General features: G+C 45.3%; 15 protein-coding genes. 9 read left to right on the plus strand and 6 right to left on the minus strand.

All coding sequences use genetic code 11. The annotated features are described in order from the left end of the window. Nucleotides 1-50 precede the first annotated feature (50 nt). A complete protein-coding gene (locus DWX43_RS10890) occupies nucleotides 51-596 on the minus strand; it encodes a Uma2 family endonuclease (RefSeq protein ID WP_347559301.1) in 546 nt (181 codons plus the stop codon). A gap of 166 nt (nucleotides 597-762) precedes the next feature. Here DWX43_RS10890 and DWX43_RS10895 point away from each other — a divergent pair, with 166 nt between their 5' ends. The 5 genes from DWX43_RS10895 to DWX43_RS10915 all read left to right on the plus strand — a co-directional run bounded on the left by DWX43_RS10895 (nucleotide 763) and on the right by DWX43_RS10915 (nucleotide 6399). Next, complete coding sequence (locus DWX43_RS10895) at nucleotides 763-2505, plus strand: ABC transporter ATP-binding protein (RefSeq protein ID WP_118620300.1); 1743 nt, start codon at nucleotides 763-765, stop codon at nucleotides 2503-2505. Nucleotides 2506-2686: 181 nt separating this feature from the next. Then, nucleotides 2687-3586 (plus strand): phosphatidylglycerol lysyltransferase domain-containing protein, encoded by a 900-nt coding sequence (locus DWX43_RS10900; RefSeq protein ID WP_118620301.1) that lies wholly within the window; start codon nucleotides 2687-2689, stop codon nucleotides 3584-3586. A gap of 33 nt (nucleotides 3587-3619) precedes the next feature. Beyond that, nucleotides 3620-4807: a pyridoxal phosphate-dependent aminotransferase gene (locus tag DWX43_RS10905; RefSeq protein WP_109733150.1), complete on the plus strand. Its 1188-nt coding sequence runs from the start codon at nucleotides 3620-3622 to the stop codon at nucleotides 4805-4807. Between the two features lie 10 nt (nucleotides 4808-4817). After that, nucleotides 4818-5876: a histidinol-phosphate transaminase gene (gene hisC, locus DWX43_RS10910; protein WP_118620302.1), complete on the plus strand. Its 1059-nt coding sequence runs from the start codon at nucleotides 4818-4820 to the stop codon at nucleotides 5874-5876. A 13-nt stretch (nucleotides 5877-5889) separates the two neighbouring features. Then, nucleotides 5890-6399, plus strand: a complete 510-nt coding sequence (locus DWX43_RS10915) for a small multi-drug export protein (protein WP_109733152.1) — start codon at nucleotides 5890-5892, stop codon at nucleotides 6397-6399. A gap of 61 nt (nucleotides 6400-6460) precedes the next feature. On the opposite strand, the gene DWX43_RS10920 is transcribed toward DWX43_RS10915, so the two are convergent. Continuing rightward, the gene (locus DWX43_RS10920) at nucleotides 6461-6790 is read right to left on the minus strand and encodes a helix-turn-helix transcriptional regulator (protein ID WP_242996217.1); all 330 of its coding nucleotides are present in this window, start codon (nucleotides 6788-6790) and stop codon (nucleotides 6461-6463) included. Nucleotides 6791-7033: 243 nt separating this feature from the next. Between DWX43_RS10920 and DWX43_RS10925 the strand changes: the two genes are divergently transcribed. The 3 genes from DWX43_RS10925 (at nucleotide 7034) to DWX43_RS10935 (ending at nucleotide 13105) form a co-directional block, all read left to right on the plus strand. Beyond that, nucleotides 7034-7492, plus strand: a complete 459-nt coding sequence (locus tag DWX43_RS10925; RefSeq protein ID WP_109733154.1) for a hypothetical protein — start codon at nucleotides 7034-7036, stop codon at nucleotides 7490-7492. Nucleotides 7493-7559: 67 nt separating this feature from the next. Beyond that, nucleotides 7560-8621 carry a flavodoxin-dependent (E)-4-hydroxy-3-methylbut-2-enyl-diphosphate synthase gene (gene ispG / locus DWX43_RS10930; protein ID WP_109733155.1) on the plus strand — a complete coding sequence of 354 codons (1062 nt, stop codon included), beginning with the start codon at nucleotides 7560-7562 and terminating at the stop codon, nucleotides 8619-8621. Further along, nucleotides 8609-13105: a PolC-type DNA polymerase III gene (locus tag DWX43_RS10935; protein ID WP_118620303.1), complete on the plus strand. Its 4497-nt coding sequence runs from the start codon at nucleotides 8609-8611 to the stop codon at nucleotides 13103-13105. Before ispG ends, DWX43_RS10935 begins: the two co-directional genes overlap by 13 nt. Nucleotides 13106-13470: 365 nt before the next feature. Here DWX43_RS10935 and DWX43_RS10940 read toward each other — a convergent pair whose 3' ends face one another. Genes DWX43_RS10940 through DWX43_RS10955 form a run of 4 tightly spaced genes read right to left on the minus strand, consistent with a single transcriptional unit; the run spans nucleotide 13471 to nucleotide 15662 of the window. Next, complete coding sequence (locus tag DWX43_RS10940; protein WP_118620304.1) at nucleotides 13471-14142, minus strand: ElyC/SanA/YdcF family protein; 672 nt, start codon at nucleotides 14140-14142, stop codon at nucleotides 13471-13473. Between the two features lie 24 nt (nucleotides 14143-14166). Then, complete coding sequence (locus tag DWX43_RS10945; protein WP_109733158.1) at nucleotides 14167-14439, minus strand: metalloregulator ArsR/SmtB family transcription factor; 273 nt, start codon at nucleotides 14437-14439, stop codon at nucleotides 14167-14169. 37 nt (nucleotides 14440-14476) lie between these two features. Beyond that, nucleotides 14477-14722 carry a thioredoxin family protein gene (locus DWX43_RS10950; RefSeq protein WP_109733159.1) on the minus strand — a complete coding sequence of 82 codons (246 nt, stop codon included), beginning with the start codon at nucleotides 14720-14722 and terminating at the stop codon, nucleotides 14477-14479. A 10-nt stretch (nucleotides 14723-14732) separates the two neighbouring features. After that, complete coding sequence (locus DWX43_RS10955) at nucleotides 14733-15662, minus strand: GTP-binding protein (protein WP_118620305.1); 930 nt, start codon at nucleotides 15660-15662, stop codon at nucleotides 14733-14735. 219 nt (nucleotides 15663-15881) lie between these two features. Between DWX43_RS10955 and glyA the strand changes: the two genes are divergently transcribed. Continuing rightward, nucleotides 15882-17117 (plus strand): serine hydroxymethyltransferase, encoded by a 1236-nt coding sequence (gene glyA / locus DWX43_RS10960; protein WP_109733161.1) that lies wholly within the window; start codon nucleotides 15882-15884, stop codon nucleotides 17115-17117. The last annotated feature ends 204 nt before the right edge of the window (nucleotides 17118-17321 follow it).

Here is a 17321-nt window from a genome sequence, read left to right on the forward strand (position 1 = left end):
TATTAACTTGCTAAAAAGACTCTAATTACAGGATAAAAGCTATTGGTAAGTTAAACTAATTGCGCCATTTTAATAACGAGGTCATCATAAATGCAGACGCTGATATCTTCATCAAAAGTATATAGGTTGGATTCTTTCTCTTTCTCGAAATCATATACCATTACCGTATGCTTCTGAGGATCTACAATCCAGTATTCACGTACCCCGGCAGTGCGGTACTTAAACAGCTTTACACCATAATCCATCTGCGGATTGGAAGGGGAGGTTATTTCAATCACCCAGTCCGGAGCGCCGCTGCATCCACTGTCTGTGAGCTTGCTTTTGTCACATATAACGGAGATGTCAGGCTCCACGTAATTTTTATCGTCTTTATTGAGAAAGACTGCAAATGGGGCGGGATATACCTCACAGCAGCCTTCCCTGCGTTTGATATAGTCGCGAATTTGATAATTTAATTCAGAAACAAGTTTCTGATGCTGTCTGTTGGGCGGTGACATCATATATAGTTTGCCATCAATTAACTCTGCTCTCTGCCCATCTGGCAGGGAATAGATATCATCAATAGTATAAGCCCGCTGCTGTGCCAGTGCCATAATACATACCTCCTTATTCGATAAAGTATTGCCTTTTTTCGTCTTCTTTAAAGAAAGGATAACGTGACAAGTTAAAAAAGTCAATAAAAAGAAAGAGAGGTTTACAAACGCCCTTCAACTGGAGTAATATGGTATTCATAAATTGTGAACAGTCAGAGAGGGAATGAAGATGAAAGAGAAACTAAAAAAATTATTTGCTTATTATAAGCCCTATATGGGGTTATTTTACAGTGACATGTTTTTCGCTGTCCTGGGGGCGGCCGTCACGCTTGTGATTCCCCTGCTTGTCAGGTATATTACGAATGAAGTCATATATTTTGATGCTGCCGAGGCAAAATACGCGATTTTTGTACTCGGTGCAGTGATGATCGGCCTCGTCCTGCTGGAAGTCTTCTGCAACTTCTATATCGCCTATTTCGGACATATTATGGGTGCGAAGATGGAAGCAAATATGCGGAGCGATATTTTCGGTCATTATCAGAAGCTGACATTTGCTTTCTACGACAATCAGAAGGTGGGGCACCTGCTGTCCAGAATTACAAGTGATCTGTTTGATATCAGCGAACTTCTGCATCACGGACCGGAAGATCTTGTTATTTCTATCATTAAAATTGTCGGTTCATTTATCATTTTACTGACCGTAAACGTAAAACTGGCCCTGATCGCATTCGCATTTATCCCGGTTATGGCCGTATATGCTTTCTATTATAACGGTAAGATGAAGAAGGCGTTCAAACGTAATCGTGAGAAAATTGCAGATATTAACAGCCAGATCGAAGACAGCCTTTCCGGAATCCGGGTTGTAAAATCTTTCGCGAATGAAAATGTAGAGATGAAAAAGTTCAAAGTAGGGAATGATAACTTTGTAGCGGCAAAAAAGACGAGTTATAAATATATGGGGATCTATAACTCCGGCCTTGGTGCAATGAGCACCCTGATTACGGTAATCGTACTGCTCTCGGGAGTCGGGATGATGCTCACGAAGAGCATCGCCGTGACCGATTTGATCACGTTTCTTCTCTATATCAATAACTTCACTGAACCTGTGAAGAAACTGGTAACATTTACAGAGCAGTTCCAGAACGGGTATTCAGGATTTGAAAGATTTCTGGAAGTACTTTCTATTGCACCGGATATCGCAGACGAGCCGGACGCAGTGTCACTCGATGAGGTGAAGGGGGAGATCGAGTTCAAAGGCGTTTCATTTTATTATGAAAATGAAGCGGATAGGGTTCTCGATAACCTGAACCTGAAAGTGGCAGCAGGGGACTATATTGCGCTGGTCGGCCCCTCTGGTGTTGGAAAGACGACGCTCTGCAGCCTGATACCAAGGTTCTATGAGGTGAAGGAAGGTGGAATCTATCTGGATGGGACGGATATCAGGCATATCAAACTGGAGGAACTGAGGAATCATATCGGAATTGTACAGCAGGATGTGTATCTGTTTGCGGGAAGTATTATGGATAATATCCGCTATGGCAGGCCGGATGCGACAGATGAAGAGGTAGTCCGGGCCGCTAAGAATGCCAATGCACATGAATTTATCATAAGTTTCCCGGAGGGGTATGATACAGATATCGGACAGCGTGGCGTGAAGCTTTCGGGCGGACAGAAACAGCGGCTGTCGATCGCGCGCGTATTCCTGAAGAACCCGGAAGTATTGATTTTTGACGAGGCAACTTCTGCACTGGATAACGAGAGTGAGAAGGTGGTCCAGCAGTCAATGGAAAATCTGGCGGAAAACAGGACTACGTTCGTAATTGCCCACAGGCTTTCAACAATCCGCAATGCACAGCGGATCCTCGTGATGACGGAAACCGGGATTGCGGAAGAAGGAACACATGAAGAACTGATTGAAAAGAAAGGGATCTATGCGGGTCTGTATCAGATGATGCCGGGAGCGTCAGCGTAAAATAGCACTTTTTACGGGAGAATAATTACTTCAGACCGGCAGGGATATTGTCAGATAAAGAGAAAATGTGTTATACTATCAAAGTATGTAATTTTTATCTTGAAAAAAGATAAGATAATAATCGATATGCAGAGACGTATCTGATTCAGAAAAACTAACATTCAGAAAGAGAAGGACAGGAATGGAAGATATAATATTTAAGAGGCCGGAGCTGGAAGATAAGGAGATCATAGATTCTTATTTTGCAAAAGCGCCAAGCAGGAGCTGCGAGAGAACATTTGATAATGTATATCTCTGGTCCCGGCATTACCATGTGAAGTACGCAGTTGTAGAGGATGCATTGATTTTTCAGGATGACGAGGCTGGACTCGCTTTTGCTTATCCGGCAGGGGAGCCTGAGTGTGTTAAGAATGCGCTAGAATTCCTTGATAAATATAGCCAGGAGAAGGGATATCCGTTAAAACTATATAATGTGACCGAAGAGAACTTCGCACAGCTGGAATCCTGGTATCCCGGTGAATATCAGGTCGAATACGTGCGGGATGTGGCTGACTATGTCTACGAATCTGAGAAGCTGGCGACGCTGGCAGGCAAGAAGCTGCATAGTAAGAGGAACCATATCAATAAGTTTAAGTCAATCTACCCAAACTGGAGCTATGAAAAGCTGACAGATGAAAATCAGGAAGAATGTTTCCAGATGGCATTGAAATGGAGAAATCAGAACGGATGTAATGATGATCCCGATAAAAATGCAGAGATGTGCGTGACGCTTAATTCCATCAGATTATATAAGGAATTAGGGCAGACGGGGGGCATTATCAGGATAGACGGAAAAATTGCCGCATTTGCAATCGGTGAACCGATCTGTGACGATACCTTTGTCGTACACATTGAGAAGGCATTTCCTGAGATCGACGGCGCTTATACGATGATTAACCAGCAGTTTGTGCTGCATGAGTGTATGGACTACAAGTATGTGAACCGGGAAGACGATGCCGGGTCAGAAGGCCTGAGAAAGGCAAAGCTGTCTTATAAACCGGCGTTTATGGTGGAAAAAGGCATTGTAACAAGGAAACAGTAAAAGCAAAATAAATTAAGAAACGGAGAGAAAGCAATGATTTCAAAAAAAATGGAAAATATGGTCGCAAACAGTTCAGCAATCCGTGCAATGTTCGAAGAAGGCAACCGTCTGGCAGGGATTTATGGTGCAGAGAATGTATACGATTTTAGTCTCGGCAATCCGAACGTACCGGCACCTGAGGCTGTGAAGACTGCAATCAGAGAACTTCTTGATGAAGAGAACCCGGTTGTACTACACGGATATACAAACAGCAATGCAGGGTATGAGGATGTGAGGCAGGCTGTTGCAGATTCTGTAAACGAAAAATTTGGAACGAATTTTGGTTCCAAAAATATTACGATGACAGTCGGTGCGGCAGGCGGGCTGAATGTGATTCTGAAATCACTGCTGAATCCCGGGGACGAAGTGATCGCTTTTGCACCATATTTCGGCGAATACAGAAGCTACACAAACAATTATGACGGAGTGCTTGTGGAGATTTCCCCAAATACCGGGACATTCCAGCCAAAGCTGGAGGAGTTCGAAGAAAAGATCACAGCGAAAACAAAGGCAGTTATTGTGAATACACCGAACAATCCGACAGGTGTTGTCTATTCTGAGGAAACAATCAAAAGGATGGCAGCCATTATGGAAGCAAAGCAGAAGGAGTTTGGCACAGAAATCTATCTGATCTCTGATGAGCCTTACAGAGAACTGGCTTATGACGGCGTGGAGGTTCCGTATCTGACGAAATATTATGCGAATACGATAGTTGGCTATTCTTACAGCAAGTCACTTTCCCTCCCGGGAGAACGGATCGGATACCTTGTTATCCCGGATGAGGCCGCTGACAGTGAGAAGCTTATCAGCGCAGCAAATGTAGCAACCAGGATTCTTGGTTTTGTAAATGCCCCGACCCTTCAGCAGAAGGTCGTAAAGAAGTGTCTGGGAGAGAAGACTGATATTTCTTATTATAACAGAAACCGTGAGACACTTTACAATGGCCTGAAAGACCTTGGATTTGAATGCATCAAACCGGAAGGCGCTTTTTACTTATTCGTAAAATCACCGGTAGCTGACGAAAAGGAATTCTGTGCGGCAGCGAAAAAATACAATATTCTGATTGTACCGGGAAGCTCCTTTGCGTGCCCTGGATATGTGCGGCTTGCATACTGTGTATCTTACGAAACGATTGTAAACTCTCTGCCGAAGTTTGCAGAACTGGCAGCGGAGTATAAATAGGAGTCAGAAAATGGAATTAAACCCAAAGATTTTAGAAAATATCCGCAAAGTCGAGCCATATGTTCCCGGAGAACAGCCGCAGAACAGAGTCATCAAATTAAATACCAATGAAAACCCGTATCCACCGGCGCCCGGAGTCGTTGAAGCAGTAAGGAATATGGATGTGGACCGCTTTAGGCTGTATCCCGACCCGACTGCCTCTTCTCTCGTGAATGCACTCTCTGAGTACTATGGAGTAGGAGAAGACCAGGTGTTTGTCGGAGTAGGTTCTGACGACGTACTGTCTATGTGCTTCCTGACCTTCTTTAACTCAGATAAACCGGTCCTGTTTCCGGATATTACATACTCTTTCTACAAGGTCTGGGCGGAATTATACAGGATTCCTTATGTATGCCCTGAAGTAGATGAGGGATTTCGCATCAGGAGAGAGGATTATTACAGGGAGAACGGGGGGATCATTTTCCCGAACCCGAATGCACCTACAGCGATTTATGAGGAACTAGATTTTGTGGAGGATATCGTCAGCCGCAATCAGGATGTCATTGTCATTGTAGATGAGGCATATATTGATTTTGCGGGCAGGTCTGCACTGGAGCTTCTGGACAAATACAAGAACCTTCTGGTCGTACAGACATTTTCCAAGGCAAGGTCTATGGCCGGGATGCGCATCGGCTATGCGATTGGTGCGCCGGAATTGATCAAATACCTGAATGATGTGAAATATTCATTCAATTCTTACACCATGAACCAGCCGTCGCTTGTCTATGGTGTGGAAGCCGTGAAGGATAAGGCATATTTTGAAGAGACAGTGGGCAGAATTATTGAGACAAGGGAGTGGGCCAAGAAAGAACTCAAAGAACTGGGATTTGCATTCCCGGATGCAAAAGCGAACTTTATCTTTGCGACCCACCCCGAATATGATGCGAAAGAGCTGTTTGAAGCCCTGAAGAAAGAAAATATCTATGTCAGATACTGGGGCAGCAGGAGGATAGAACAATACCTGCGTATCACGATAGGCACAAGAGAAGAAATGGAAGAGCTTTTCAGCTTTTTGAAAAGATATAAATAGGAGAGTATAATATATGAAAGAAGCTTTAATTGATTGGTTTGTAGTGAATCTGGGGGGAAAAGTAAGCAAAGAATTTATTGTATTCCTCATTTCTATGGTTCCGATTCTGGAACTCCGCGGAGGCTTGCTGGCAGCCGGACCGGCTATATTGGATGTTGCAAAATGGCAGGCAATACCGATATGTATCATAGGAAACCTGATTCCGATTCCATTCATACTGCTGTTAATTACGAAGATTTTTGACTGGATGAAAGGCACGAAGAAGCTGCGGCCTATGGTAGAAAAACTGGAAGCAAAAGCTATGAGCAAAAGTGGCAGGATTGAGAAGTATGAATTCTGGGGACTCGTACTCTTTGTGGGAATCCCGCTCCCGGGCACCGGGGCATGGACAGGTTCGCTGATAGCGGCACTTCTGGGAATCCGTTTCCGGAAAGCTTTCCCGGCTATTGTACTTGGCGTGCTGATAGCGGCATTTATCATGACGATACTGTCCTATACGGTAATCGGTGGAATTCTGGGCTAGATGGTATTTTGACTGGTATTGCGAAAGGCATTGTACATCACACCCGATGTACAGTGCCTTTTTATGCTTCATCATTTACAAAAATGGACACCAGATGTTCCAGAGAATCACAACAGAATTTCCTGAGATCCGGAGAGAGCCGGGAGTAACTTGTTAAAAGCCTTTTTTCTGATTCCGTAGGTATATACTGCAAGGGATCCCCGCTGAATTCCGAACCGGTCAGCAGGTAATCCACAGAAACGTGGAAGAAACCGGCGATCTGCAATAAGCGCTCATAATCGGGCTGCTTCCCCTTGGTTTCATATCCTGCTATCGTGGAACGTGTTACACCAAGCTCTTTGGCCAGAGCTTCCTGTGTGATAGCTTTTTCTTCTCTTAATTTTTTTAACATGGCTGCGAACCTCATATGGCACCTCCCTGATTTTGGAATATTTTACCAGTTAGTTATAATTAATTGACGTTTTGTGTTGAAAATCAACAAAATAAACATTTATGTGTCAGATCGCCACATATTGAATACTGTTTACAGGTTTTTCAGGGACGGTAACACACATTGCTGTGTAAGTGATACCCGTTGACATGGCTCCTGAAAATTCGTATAATGAAATAGAGGAAATAGAAGGGAAGATAATGCATGATTGCAAAGAATAACGAAGAGAAGAGAAATCAAATCTGGAGGGCTATAATGGCGGTTTCTACAGTGCTGATTATCATTATTGCAGCTTTTTTTGTAGTGAAGCTGTTTACAGCGAATCCACTCGAAGGTAAATGGAGCCATCAGGACAGCAGTCTTGTGCTGACTGTGAAGAGCGGCGGAACAGCCGTTGCCGCGTGGCCGGGTGAATTCGAAGGAGCGGGCGTGGCAGTCAATATGGAGTACAGCATTGATAAAGAAACCAAGACCTTCACCTTACGTGTAACAGATGAAGCCATACAGAAAGCGGCAGATGCTTCAGACGGCGCTGTGACGGCAGAGGGCCTGAGTTCAGCAGTGAATACACTGGAGGCCACCTATGATTATAATATTGAGAATAAGGAACTGACCCTGACGGACAGGGAATATGGGAATCCGATGGTATTTGATAAGGAATAGCAGATAAACAGGGAATGTATTCCCTGTTTATTATGTTATTAGTTTCCATGAGAAAAGGAGCAGGCGTATGGAGGAATTAAGAAAGAAGACAAAAGAAGTCAGAATTGGTGATGTCATAATCGGAGGCATACATCCAGTCGCGATTCAGTCCATGACGAATACGAAGACAGAGGACGCGGCTTCAACAGTGGCACAGATCTTAAAACTGGAGGCAGCCGGATGTGAGATTATCCGTTGTGCAGTTCCTACGATGGAGGCCGCAGAGGCGTTAAAGGAGATCAAAAAGCAGATCCACATCCCTCTGGTCGCAGATATACATTTTGATTACAGGCTGGCTATTGCAGCCATTGAAAACGGTGCGGACAAGATCCGTATTAATCCGGGGAATATCGGGAGTGAAGAGCGCTTGCGGGCAGTGGTTGATAAGGCAAAAGAACGTAATATCCCGATCCGTGTCGGCGTTAACAGCGGTTCTCTGGAAAAACCGCTGCTCGAAAAGTATGGCGGTGTTACGGCAGAAGGGATTGTAGAAAGTGCCCTGGATAAGGTCAGAATGATTGAGGATATGGGGTATGACAATCTGGTTGTGAGCATCAAGTCTTCCGATGTCATGATGTGTGTCAAGGCACATGAACTGATTGCAAAAGAATGTCCGTATCCTCTGCATGTCGGTATTACAGAGGCGGGAACCGTATATTCGGGAAATGTAAAGTCTTCGGCAGGACTGGGAATTATACTGTATGAAGGCATCGGCAATACGATCCGTGTATCCCTTACCGGGGATCCTCTGGAGGAGGTCAAGACAGCGAAGCTGATTCTGAAGACTCTGGGGCTGAGAAAGGGCGGCATTGAAGTCGTATCCTGTCCGACCTGCGGCAGAACAAAGATTGATCTGATCGGGCTTGCCAATCAGGTAGAAACGATGGTTGCAGATATCCCGCTGGATATCAAAGTTGCGGTTATGGGCTGTGTCGTGAACGGGCCCGGAGAAGCAAAGGAAGCGGATATTGGGATTGCCGGCGGTCAGGGAGAAGGTCTCCTGATTAAAAAGGGTGAGATCGTCAAAAAAGTGAAGGAAGAAGAACTTTTGGAAACATTACGACAGGAGTTGTTAAATTGGAAAAGATAGGAAATGCAAAGAGTTTCTTTGTAGTGTTCCCTACACTGAAGGTGGAAGAGGACATCCAGCTGCTGTTTGAAGATGTGGAGGTAGAGAAGATTACGACGAATTCGAAGCGTGATTTTCTTCGCGTCCACATTTTCAGCCGCCATCTGATCCAGAAGAAACACATCTGGCAGATGGAGCAGAAGATCAAGGAACAGCTCTTTGGAGATACTAAAATCAAAATTAGAATTGCAGAGAAGTATTCCTTGTCAGAACAGTATACGGTGAAAACGCTGATGATAGAGTACAGGGACAGTATTGTACAGGAATTAAAGCAGCAGAGTGTACTCGCTTCGAATATGTTTGAGCAGGCAAAGATGAGTTTTGAAGGCCGGGAGATCATGTATCTGGAAATGCTGGATACGATCGTCTCAGAAGGCAGGAAGGACTATATCGTTGACCTGCTCCACGATATTTATGACAACCGGTTCCATATAAAAGCAGATATCCGGGTTACATACTGCAAGGCAGAAAAGGGAGATGACACCCGTAAGTATGACGAACAGCGGATCCAGCAGGAAATCAATGCTATCTTTGAACGGCGTGCGAAGCAAAAAGGCGAGGAGCCTACAGATGACGGGAAATCCAAAGAGAAGCAGGAGAAGAAGCAGGACAGCTCCAATGAGAAGAAGGGGGATTTCAAGAAGGATTTCAAGAAGAAAGACTTCTACAGGCCGCTGAAGCAGGGGGATGACCCGAGCCTGATTTACGGTAAGAATTTTGATGACGAACCGATTACCCTGGATCAGGTAGTGACAGAGATGGGTGAGATCACGATCCACGGCAAGATTATCAACTTTGATACCCGTGAGATCAGAAATGAAAAGACGATTCTCATGTTTGCAGTCACAGATTTTACCGATACGATTATGGTCAAGATGTTTACGAGGAATGACCAGCTGCCGGATCTGCTCGGAGATCTGAAGAAGGGGGTTTTTGTCAAGATCAAGGGAGTCACCACGATCGATAAGTTTGACGGGGAGCTGACAATCGGTTCTGTGACAGGGATCAAGAAGAGCGGTGACTTTACTGTTTCCAGACAGGACTTAAGCCCGCAGAAAAGAGTGGAACTGCACTGCCATACAAAGATGAGCGACATGGACGGCGTTTCTGAGGTTAAGGATATTGTAAAAAGGGCGCATGACTGGGGGCACCCGGCCATTGCGATTACCGACCACGGAATTGTACAGTCTTTCCCGGATGCGAATCATTTTATCGAGACACTGCCCAAAGATGATCCATTTAAAGTGATCTACGGCGTGGAAGGGTATGTTGTGGATGACCTGACGGAGATTGCCGTGGGAGCGGGAGACGAAAGACTGGATGACACGTATATCGTGTTTGATATTGAGACGACCGGGTTTAGCGCCATCAAAGACAAGATTATCGAGATCGGTGCAGTGAAAGTGACCGGCGGTGAGATCGTGGACCGTTTCAGCACATTTGTCAATCCAAAGAGACCGATCCCTTTTGAAATCACACAGCTGACAAGTATTACAGATGAGATGGTCATTGGCAGCCCGGATATTGAAACAATCCTGCCGGAATTTCTCGCGTTTGCAAAAGGCGGCGTGCTCGTTGCCCACAATGCCGGATTTGATGTCGGTTTTATCGAACAAAACTGCCGGTATCAGGATATCGAGTTTGATTTTACATATGTGGATACAGTGGCTCTGGCGCGTGTGCTTTTGCCGACACTGTCCAAGTATAAACTGAATGTGGTAGCGAAGGCTCTGGGAATATCACTGGAGAACCACCACAGGGCCGTGGATGATGCAGCGGCAACGGCGGAGATTTTCGTGAAATTCGTGGAGATGCTTAAGGAACAGAATATCACCACCTTAAAGGAAATGAACCAGTTCGGAGACATGAATCCAAATGCGATCCGCAAGATGCCGACCTATCATATCATCATACTGATTGAAAATGATATCGGACGTTATAATCTATATAAACTGATATCAGATTCGCATCTTGTTTATTATGCGAGACGCCCCAGAATTCCGAAGAGTGTCTTAAACCAGCACAGAGAAGGCCTGATTATCGGGAGTGCCTGTGAGGCGGGAGAGCTGTATCAGGCGATTTTGAATAAAAAGTCTTCCGAGTCGATTGCAAGGCTGGCTGACTTCTATGATTACTATGAAATCCAGCCCCTTGGAAACAACCAGTTCATGGTGGAGAGCGAGAAATATCCGGACATTGAAACTATCGTGGACCTACAGGAGATCAACCGGGAGATCGTAGAACTGGGTGAGAAATTTAAAAAGCCGGTGGTAGGAACCTGTGACGTACATTTCCTGGACCCGGCGGATGAAGTGTACCGCCGTATCATCATGGCGGGCAAAGGCTTCAGCGATGCAGATAACCAGGCACCGCTCTACCTGAGAACGACGGAAGAAATGCTGAGTGAGTTTGAATATCTGGGGTCGGCCAAGGCAAGAGAAATCGTCATCGACAACCCGAATAAGATCTGCGATATGATTGAAAAGATATCTCCGGTCAATCCGAGCAAATGCCCTCCTGTCATTCCGAACTCAGAACAGGACCTGAGGGATATCTGCTATAACAAGGCACATGAGATTTACGGGGAGGACCTGCCGGTACAGGTATCGTCCCGTTTGGAGAAAGAGCTGAACTCCATCATATCCAATGGATATTCCGTTATGTATATCATTGCGCAGAAATTGGTATGGAAGTCTAATGCCGACGGATATCTGGTAGGTTCCCGTGGATCAGTAGGGTCTTCATTCGTAGCAACAATGTCAGGAATCACGGAAGTAAATCCGCTGAGTCCGCACTATTACTGTTCTAACTGCCATTACAGCGATTTTGAATCAGAAGAAGTAAGGGCCTATGCGGGAGGCTGCGGCTTCGACATGCCGGATAAAAACTGTCCGAACTGCGGGGAAAAGCTGCATAAGGATGGTTTTGATATTCCTTTCGAAACATTCCTCGGATTCAAGGGAGATAAGGAGCCTGATATTGACCTGAATTTCTCGGGAGACTATCAGTCGAAGGCTCATAAGTATACAGAGGTTATCTTTGGGGAGGGGCATACCTTCAAGGCAGGAACGATCGGAACACTGGCCGATAAGACAGCCTATGGTTATGTCAAGAACTACTACGAAGAGCGCGAGATGAGGAAACGCCGGTGCGAGATTGAGAGGATTTCAGTCGGGTGCACTGGAATCCGGCGAAGTACGGGACAGCATCCCGGCGGTATCGTCGTACTGCCTCATGGTCATGACATCAATGAGTTTACACCGGTCCAGCACCCGGCCAATGATATGACAACGGACATTATTACGACACACTTTGACTACCATTCTATTGACCATAACCTGCTGAAGCTCGATATTCTCGGCCATGATGATCCGACCATGATTAAGACGCTGGAGGAGTATATTACATCCGATGCAATGGATAATGAATACAATGAGGAACACCCATTTGTTGCAACGAATATTCCACTGGATGATAAGAAGGTGCTTTCTCTGTTCCACGATACGAGTGCGCTCGGGATAAAGCCGGAGGATATTGATGACTGTAAGCTTGGCTGTCTTGGAATACCGGAGTTCGGTACGGACTTCGTAATCCAGATGGTTCAGGATGCAAAACCACAGTCCCTTTCCGACCTGATCCGGATTTCCGGTCTGTCCCACGGGACGAATGTATGGCTCGGCAATGCACAGGAACTTGTAAAGTCCGGAAAGGCGACGATTTCAACCTGTATCTGTACCCGTGATGATATTATGATCTATTTGATCAACCAGGGCGTGGACAGTGCGCTTTCCTTTACAATTATGGAAAGTGTGCGTAAAGGAAAGGGCCTGAAGCCGGAATGGGAAGAGGCAATGGCGGAGAAAAACGTCCATGACTGGTATGCATGGTCCTGTAAGAAGATCAGCTACATGTTCCCGAAGGCACATGCTGCCGCATATGTCATGATGGCATACCGGATTGCCTACTGTAAGATCAACTACCCGCTTGCATATTACGGGGCGTATTTCGGCATCCGCGCAAATGCGTTTTCTTATGAAATCATGTGTCAGGGGAAAGAAAAGCTGAATTATTACATGAAGGATTATAAAAAGAGGATCGATTCCCTAACCAATAAGGAACAGGATGTTCTCAAGGATATGAAGATCGTGCAGGAAATGTATGCAAGAGGGTATGAATTTACTCCTCTGGATATTTACAAGGCGAAGGCAACGAAGTTCCAGATTGTGGATGGCAAGCTGATGCCGCCGCTGTCCAGTATAGAAGGGATGGGAGATAAAGCGGCCGAGGCCGTGGAAGACGCAGCAAAGGACGGACCATACCTGTCACTGGATGACTTCCGGCAGAGGACAAAAGTCAGTAAAACGGTTATCGACCTCATGGCTGACCTCGGATTATTCGGGGACCTGCCGCAGAGCAATCAATTATCGCTGTTTGATTTCGGGTAGGGGGGCGCTTCGCGTACTGAACACCGCGGCGGCCGTTGGACGGCACATGCCGCTGCGGATACAGGGCGCTTCGTTAAGCGGCCGTAAGAGAAAAACAGGCGGATTATAGGGCACCGAACGCATTTACCGTGTAAGCCTGATGCTTACACGGTGCAGGCGTTCTTGAATGTTGATTTGGAAATCAACATTCAGCCGTATAATCCGTCTGTTTTTCTCTAACGGCCGCTAAGCTCGCTGGATGTATCTGCAGCGGCATGTGCCGTCCAACGGCCGCCGCGGCGTTCAGTCCGCTCCGCTTTGGTGTCGAAATCGGGAGGAAAAGCTGGACGGTAAAGGCGCAGGTAGGTTGTTCTATAAACTCTGTTTTAATCGTTGGTTATGTTGCCGTTTCCGTTTACAGGGATGGCGTCGCCTAAGTAGGTTGGTTTGGGTTTGTAGATGGAGGTTAGGAAGTCTTTGTTGCGGGCGAGGATTTCGCGGAGGTCACGGTAGGTCTGGCCGCCGTAGGTTTTTGTGTCGGCGGGAACTCCCAGGGCCTGGAGGCTGAGTGCTTCGGCTGTGTAGAGCGCCCTGTAAAGGTGGTACTTCTGGGTGACGATTACGATGTTTTGGGCCTGAAAGATGTCACGGGCGCGGTAAAGGCTCTCGTAAGTCGAGAAGCCGGCGTGGTCCATGAAGATGTCTTCCGAAGGAACTCCTTTGTCAATGGCATAGTCCTTCATGGTCTGTACTTCATCGTAGTCTTCGCGGCTGTGGTCCCCGCTCATTAAAAGCTTGGGGGCCGCTCCTGATTTATAGACTTCAATTGCGGTATCAAGACGGTCTTTGAGCATAGGCGTGGGCGAACCGTCAGCACGGATACCCGCTCCTAGAACTAAAATACAGTCGGCATGAATCGTGGAATCCGTATGTCCCTTCGTAACCAGCCTGTCCTTTGCAGACCTCACAACATAAAAATTAATTCCCAGCATAATAGCCGTACCAACTAAAAAAATTACTACAAGAATCTTCAGTATACTCATACTCCATCTCTTCATTCAAATACCTCCGTACGAAAAGCTTTATATCTTAATTTGGTTTAACAGTGTTTTTGCGTATTCGACCCCGTCCGGGCTTATCGAGTAATGTGTCCACTTTCCCTCTCTGCGGCCTGTTACAATTCCGGAATCGCATAATATCTTCATGTGGTGTGATAGAGTGGACTGGCCTATATTCAATTCCTCCAACAATTTGCAGGCACACTTCTCGCCATTTTGAAGCAGTCCTAAAATAGTAAGCCGGTTTGCGTCGCAGAAGGCCTTAAATACCCTTGCCCTTTTTTCGTTTTCTGTCAATGCGGACCCCCCTTTCAAGATAGCAATATAAAAGTTCTCATTTGTCAGTGTTTCCGCTAAGTATGCTTAAAAGGCTTTTGACATCAGGAACCCGTCCGGTGATAACAATCTTCCCGTCTACCATCAATGCCGGAGTTAACATCACGCCTAACCTGACGATGTCCATTAACTCTTCTACTTTTTCGATATTAGCTGTTATTCCAAGTTCATTAACTGCCTGCTGAACATTTTGATATAGTCTGTTGCATTTTTCGCATCCCGTTCCGATTACTTTAATTTCCATAATTACGACCTCAATTCTTTAGCTTCATTGGGAGAGAGACAATCTCTTTCCAGGCATTATCGATACTTCTAATTACTTTTGGACCTATTTTAGACAGGAAGACAATCTGTGAGAACTCATGCGGAGAACAAGTCTTATAGTCAATGAGTTTTTCGACGACGTCCACCTGATTCCAGCCGCTGTCTAGTTTAAAAAAGCCCTTGATCCGATAACAGTCGGGCAAAACGCGCTGCAAAAATGTTGTAAAAACCTCTTGATTAATCGTTTCATTACATTCTAAAGAAATGGTTTTTGGTTTGTTTTCTTCTGAATTTAAAGAATCTTCACACGAAGCCCACTGGAGAGAAGTTAAATCTTCTTCTAATAGTGACAAGTCGATCATTCCATTCTTACAGGTGGTTATCCTGCAAATAGGGTTCACTTTACGAACAGCAGTTATTACTTTTTCCAGCTGTGTTGCGTCAACTAAGTCAACCTTGTTAATTACTGCCATATTACAGTGAGCCAGCTGCCGGTCAACTGTTTCAATATCATTCATCTGGCCAAGAAAATTAACACTGTCGATAAGACATACAACTCCTTGAAAGCGATAGACATCACCTGCAAGCAAACGTGTGGCTTCAAGAATTTCTTCGATATTTGAAGGATCGGCAAGTCCCGAACTTTCAACAAACACAGTATCTAAATCAAGCTTCCCCATTTCCGCCAGAGCCTGTACAAAAGAGAGCTTAAGACAGGAGCAAAAAATGGAACCTCTGTTTATTTCGGTCATTTCAATTCCATTGCGATGAATAATCTCACCATCGATTCCCAGCTTCCCAAACTCATTTTGAATAATGCCGATTTTTTCATTAGAGATATTATTTAGTAAGTGCAGCAGAAGTGAAGTTTTTCCGGCCCCCAAAAAACCTGTAAGGACATATAATTTTTTTTGTGTCATAATATGAAACCTCCGTTCAGAAATGTATTTTTGCAGTCGTTCAGGCTTATTTCTTTTCCTTATTATATTTCTTAAATCGAAAAATATCAATATGAAAATCCCGCCTCCTTTAATTACATATGGATTTCTGCCGGTCTCTGTGCTATAATGTCCCCAATGACTTATCCGGCGGCTTATACTGCCGGGAAAATGCTAATTGATTCATGGAGGGAAAGGACTATGTACGATTTCGAGGAAATCAAGAATGAAGATGTTGAAGTTGCAAATGCAATACAGGCAGAGATGGAAAGACAGAATTCACACATCGAGCTGATTGCTTCTGAGAACTGGGTCAGCAAAGCTGTCATGGCAGCTATGGGAAGCCCGATGACGAATAAATATGCAGAGGGTTATCCGGGAAGAAGATACTACGGCGGATGCCAGTGCGTTGACGTGGTTGAGAACCTTGCAAGAGAGAGGGCGGAAAAGCTTTTCGATTGTGAGTATGCAAACGTACAGCCGCACTCCGGGGCCCAGGCGAATCTTGCAGCGATGTTTGCAATGGTGGAGCCGGGAGACAAGATCCTTGGCATGAATCTGGATCACGGCGGACACCTGACCCACGGTTCACCGGTCAACATCTCAGGAAAATATTTTGATTTTGCAGCTTATGGCGTAAATGATGAAGGCGTGATAGATTATGACAAAGTGCTCGAAGTCGCAAAGGAACACAAGCCAAAGCTGATCATCGCAGGAGCGAGCGCCTATGCAAGAACCATTGATTTCAAGAGATTCCGTGAGATCGCGGATGAGGTCGGCGCATATCTGATGGTAGATATGGCACATATCGCCGGGCTGGTGGCAGCAGGCGTACATCCGAGTCCAATCCCTTATGCCCATGTTACGACAACGACTACACACAAGACTTTAAGAGGACCGAGGGGCGGAATGATCCTCTCCAGCAACGAGATGAACGAGAAGTTTAACTTCAATAAGGCAGTATTCCCGGGAACGCAGGGAGGCCCTCTGATGCACGTGATCGCGGCAAAAGCGATCTGTTTCAAAGAAGCACTCCAGCCGGAATTCAAGACATATCAGGAGCAGATCGTGAAAAATGCCCAGGCATTGTGTAAAGGACTTCAGAGCCGCGGAATCAAGATTGTTTCAGGCGGAACAGATAACCATCTGATGCTCGTGGATTTGACAGAGAACAATGTCAGTGGAAAAGAACTGGAAAAACGTCTGGACGAGGCGCATGTAACCTGTAACAAGAACACAATCCCGAATGATCCAAGATCTCCTTTTGTAACAAGTGGCGTCAGACTTGGTACACCCGCTGTAACAACACGCGGAATGAAAGAAGAAGACATGGATAAGATTGCCGAGATCGTTGCAATGGTAATCGCTGACGAAGCGAATGTTGAAAAAGCAAAATCAATGGTGGCCGAACTTACAGCTAAGTACCCGCTTATTTAACCAAATAGGGGAAATACGCCCGCAATTATGTTACAGAGATATAAGCGGCAGATTTTAAATGTTCGAAAAATATAATAAAGAAGAAATCAGAAGACGCAGGATGCAATTTATCCTGCGTCTTTTGATTTCTTGGAAAACAAAGCAATAAAAGTGTAAAAACAAGATAAAATCTGTAAAACAGAAATATTAATGGTGAATATAGAC

The organism is Clostridium sp. AF19-22AC, assembly GCF_003479085.1.
Classification (GTDB): Bacteria; Bacillota; Clostridia; order Lachnospirales; family Lachnospiraceae; genus Faecalicatena_A; species Faecalicatena_A orotica.

Coding starts and splice junctions, on each gene's coding strand:
- DWX43_RS10920 (WP_242996217.1), bottom strand. CDS start 6,790: ATGTTAAAAAAATTAAGAGAAGAAAAAGCTATCACACAGGAAGCTCTG.
- DWX43_RS10925 (WP_109733154.1), top strand. CDS start 7,034: ATGATTGCAAAGAATAACGAAGAGAAGAGAAATCAAATCTGGAGGGCT.
- DWX43_RS10915 (WP_109733152.1), top strand. CDS start 5,890: ATGAAAGAAGCTTTAATTGATTGGTTTGTAGTGAATCTGGGGGGAAAA.
- DWX43_RS10895 (WP_118620300.1), top strand. CDS start 763: ATGAAAGAGAAACTAAAAAAATTATTTGCTTATTATAAGCCCTATATG.
- ispG (WP_109733155.1), top strand. CDS start 7,560: ATGGAGGAATTAAGAAAGAAGACAAAAGAAGTCAGAATTGGTGATGTC.
- glyA (WP_109733161.1), top strand. CDS start 15,882: ATGTACGATTTCGAGGAAATCAAGAATGAAGATGTTGAAGTTGCAAAT.
- DWX43_RS10940 (WP_118620304.1), bottom strand. CDS start 14,142: ATGAAGAGATGGAGTATGAGTATACTGAAGATTCTTGTAGTAATTTTT.
- DWX43_RS10905 (WP_109733150.1), top strand. CDS start 3,620: ATGATTTCAAAAAAAATGGAAAATATGGTCGCAAACAGTTCAGCAATC.
- hisC (WP_118620302.1), top strand. CDS start 4,818: ATGGAATTAAACCCAAAGATTTTAGAAAATATCCGCAAAGTCGAGCCA.
- DWX43_RS10955 (WP_118620305.1), bottom strand. CDS start 15,662: ATGACACAAAAAAAATTATATGTCCTTACAGGTTTTTTGGGGGCCGGA.
- DWX43_RS10950 (WP_109733159.1), bottom strand. CDS start 14,722: ATGGAAATTAAAGTAATCGGAACGGGATGCGAAAAATGCAACAGACTA.
- DWX43_RS10900 (WP_118620301.1), top strand. CDS start 2,687: ATGGAAGATATAATATTTAAGAGGCCGGAGCTGGAAGATAAGGAGATC.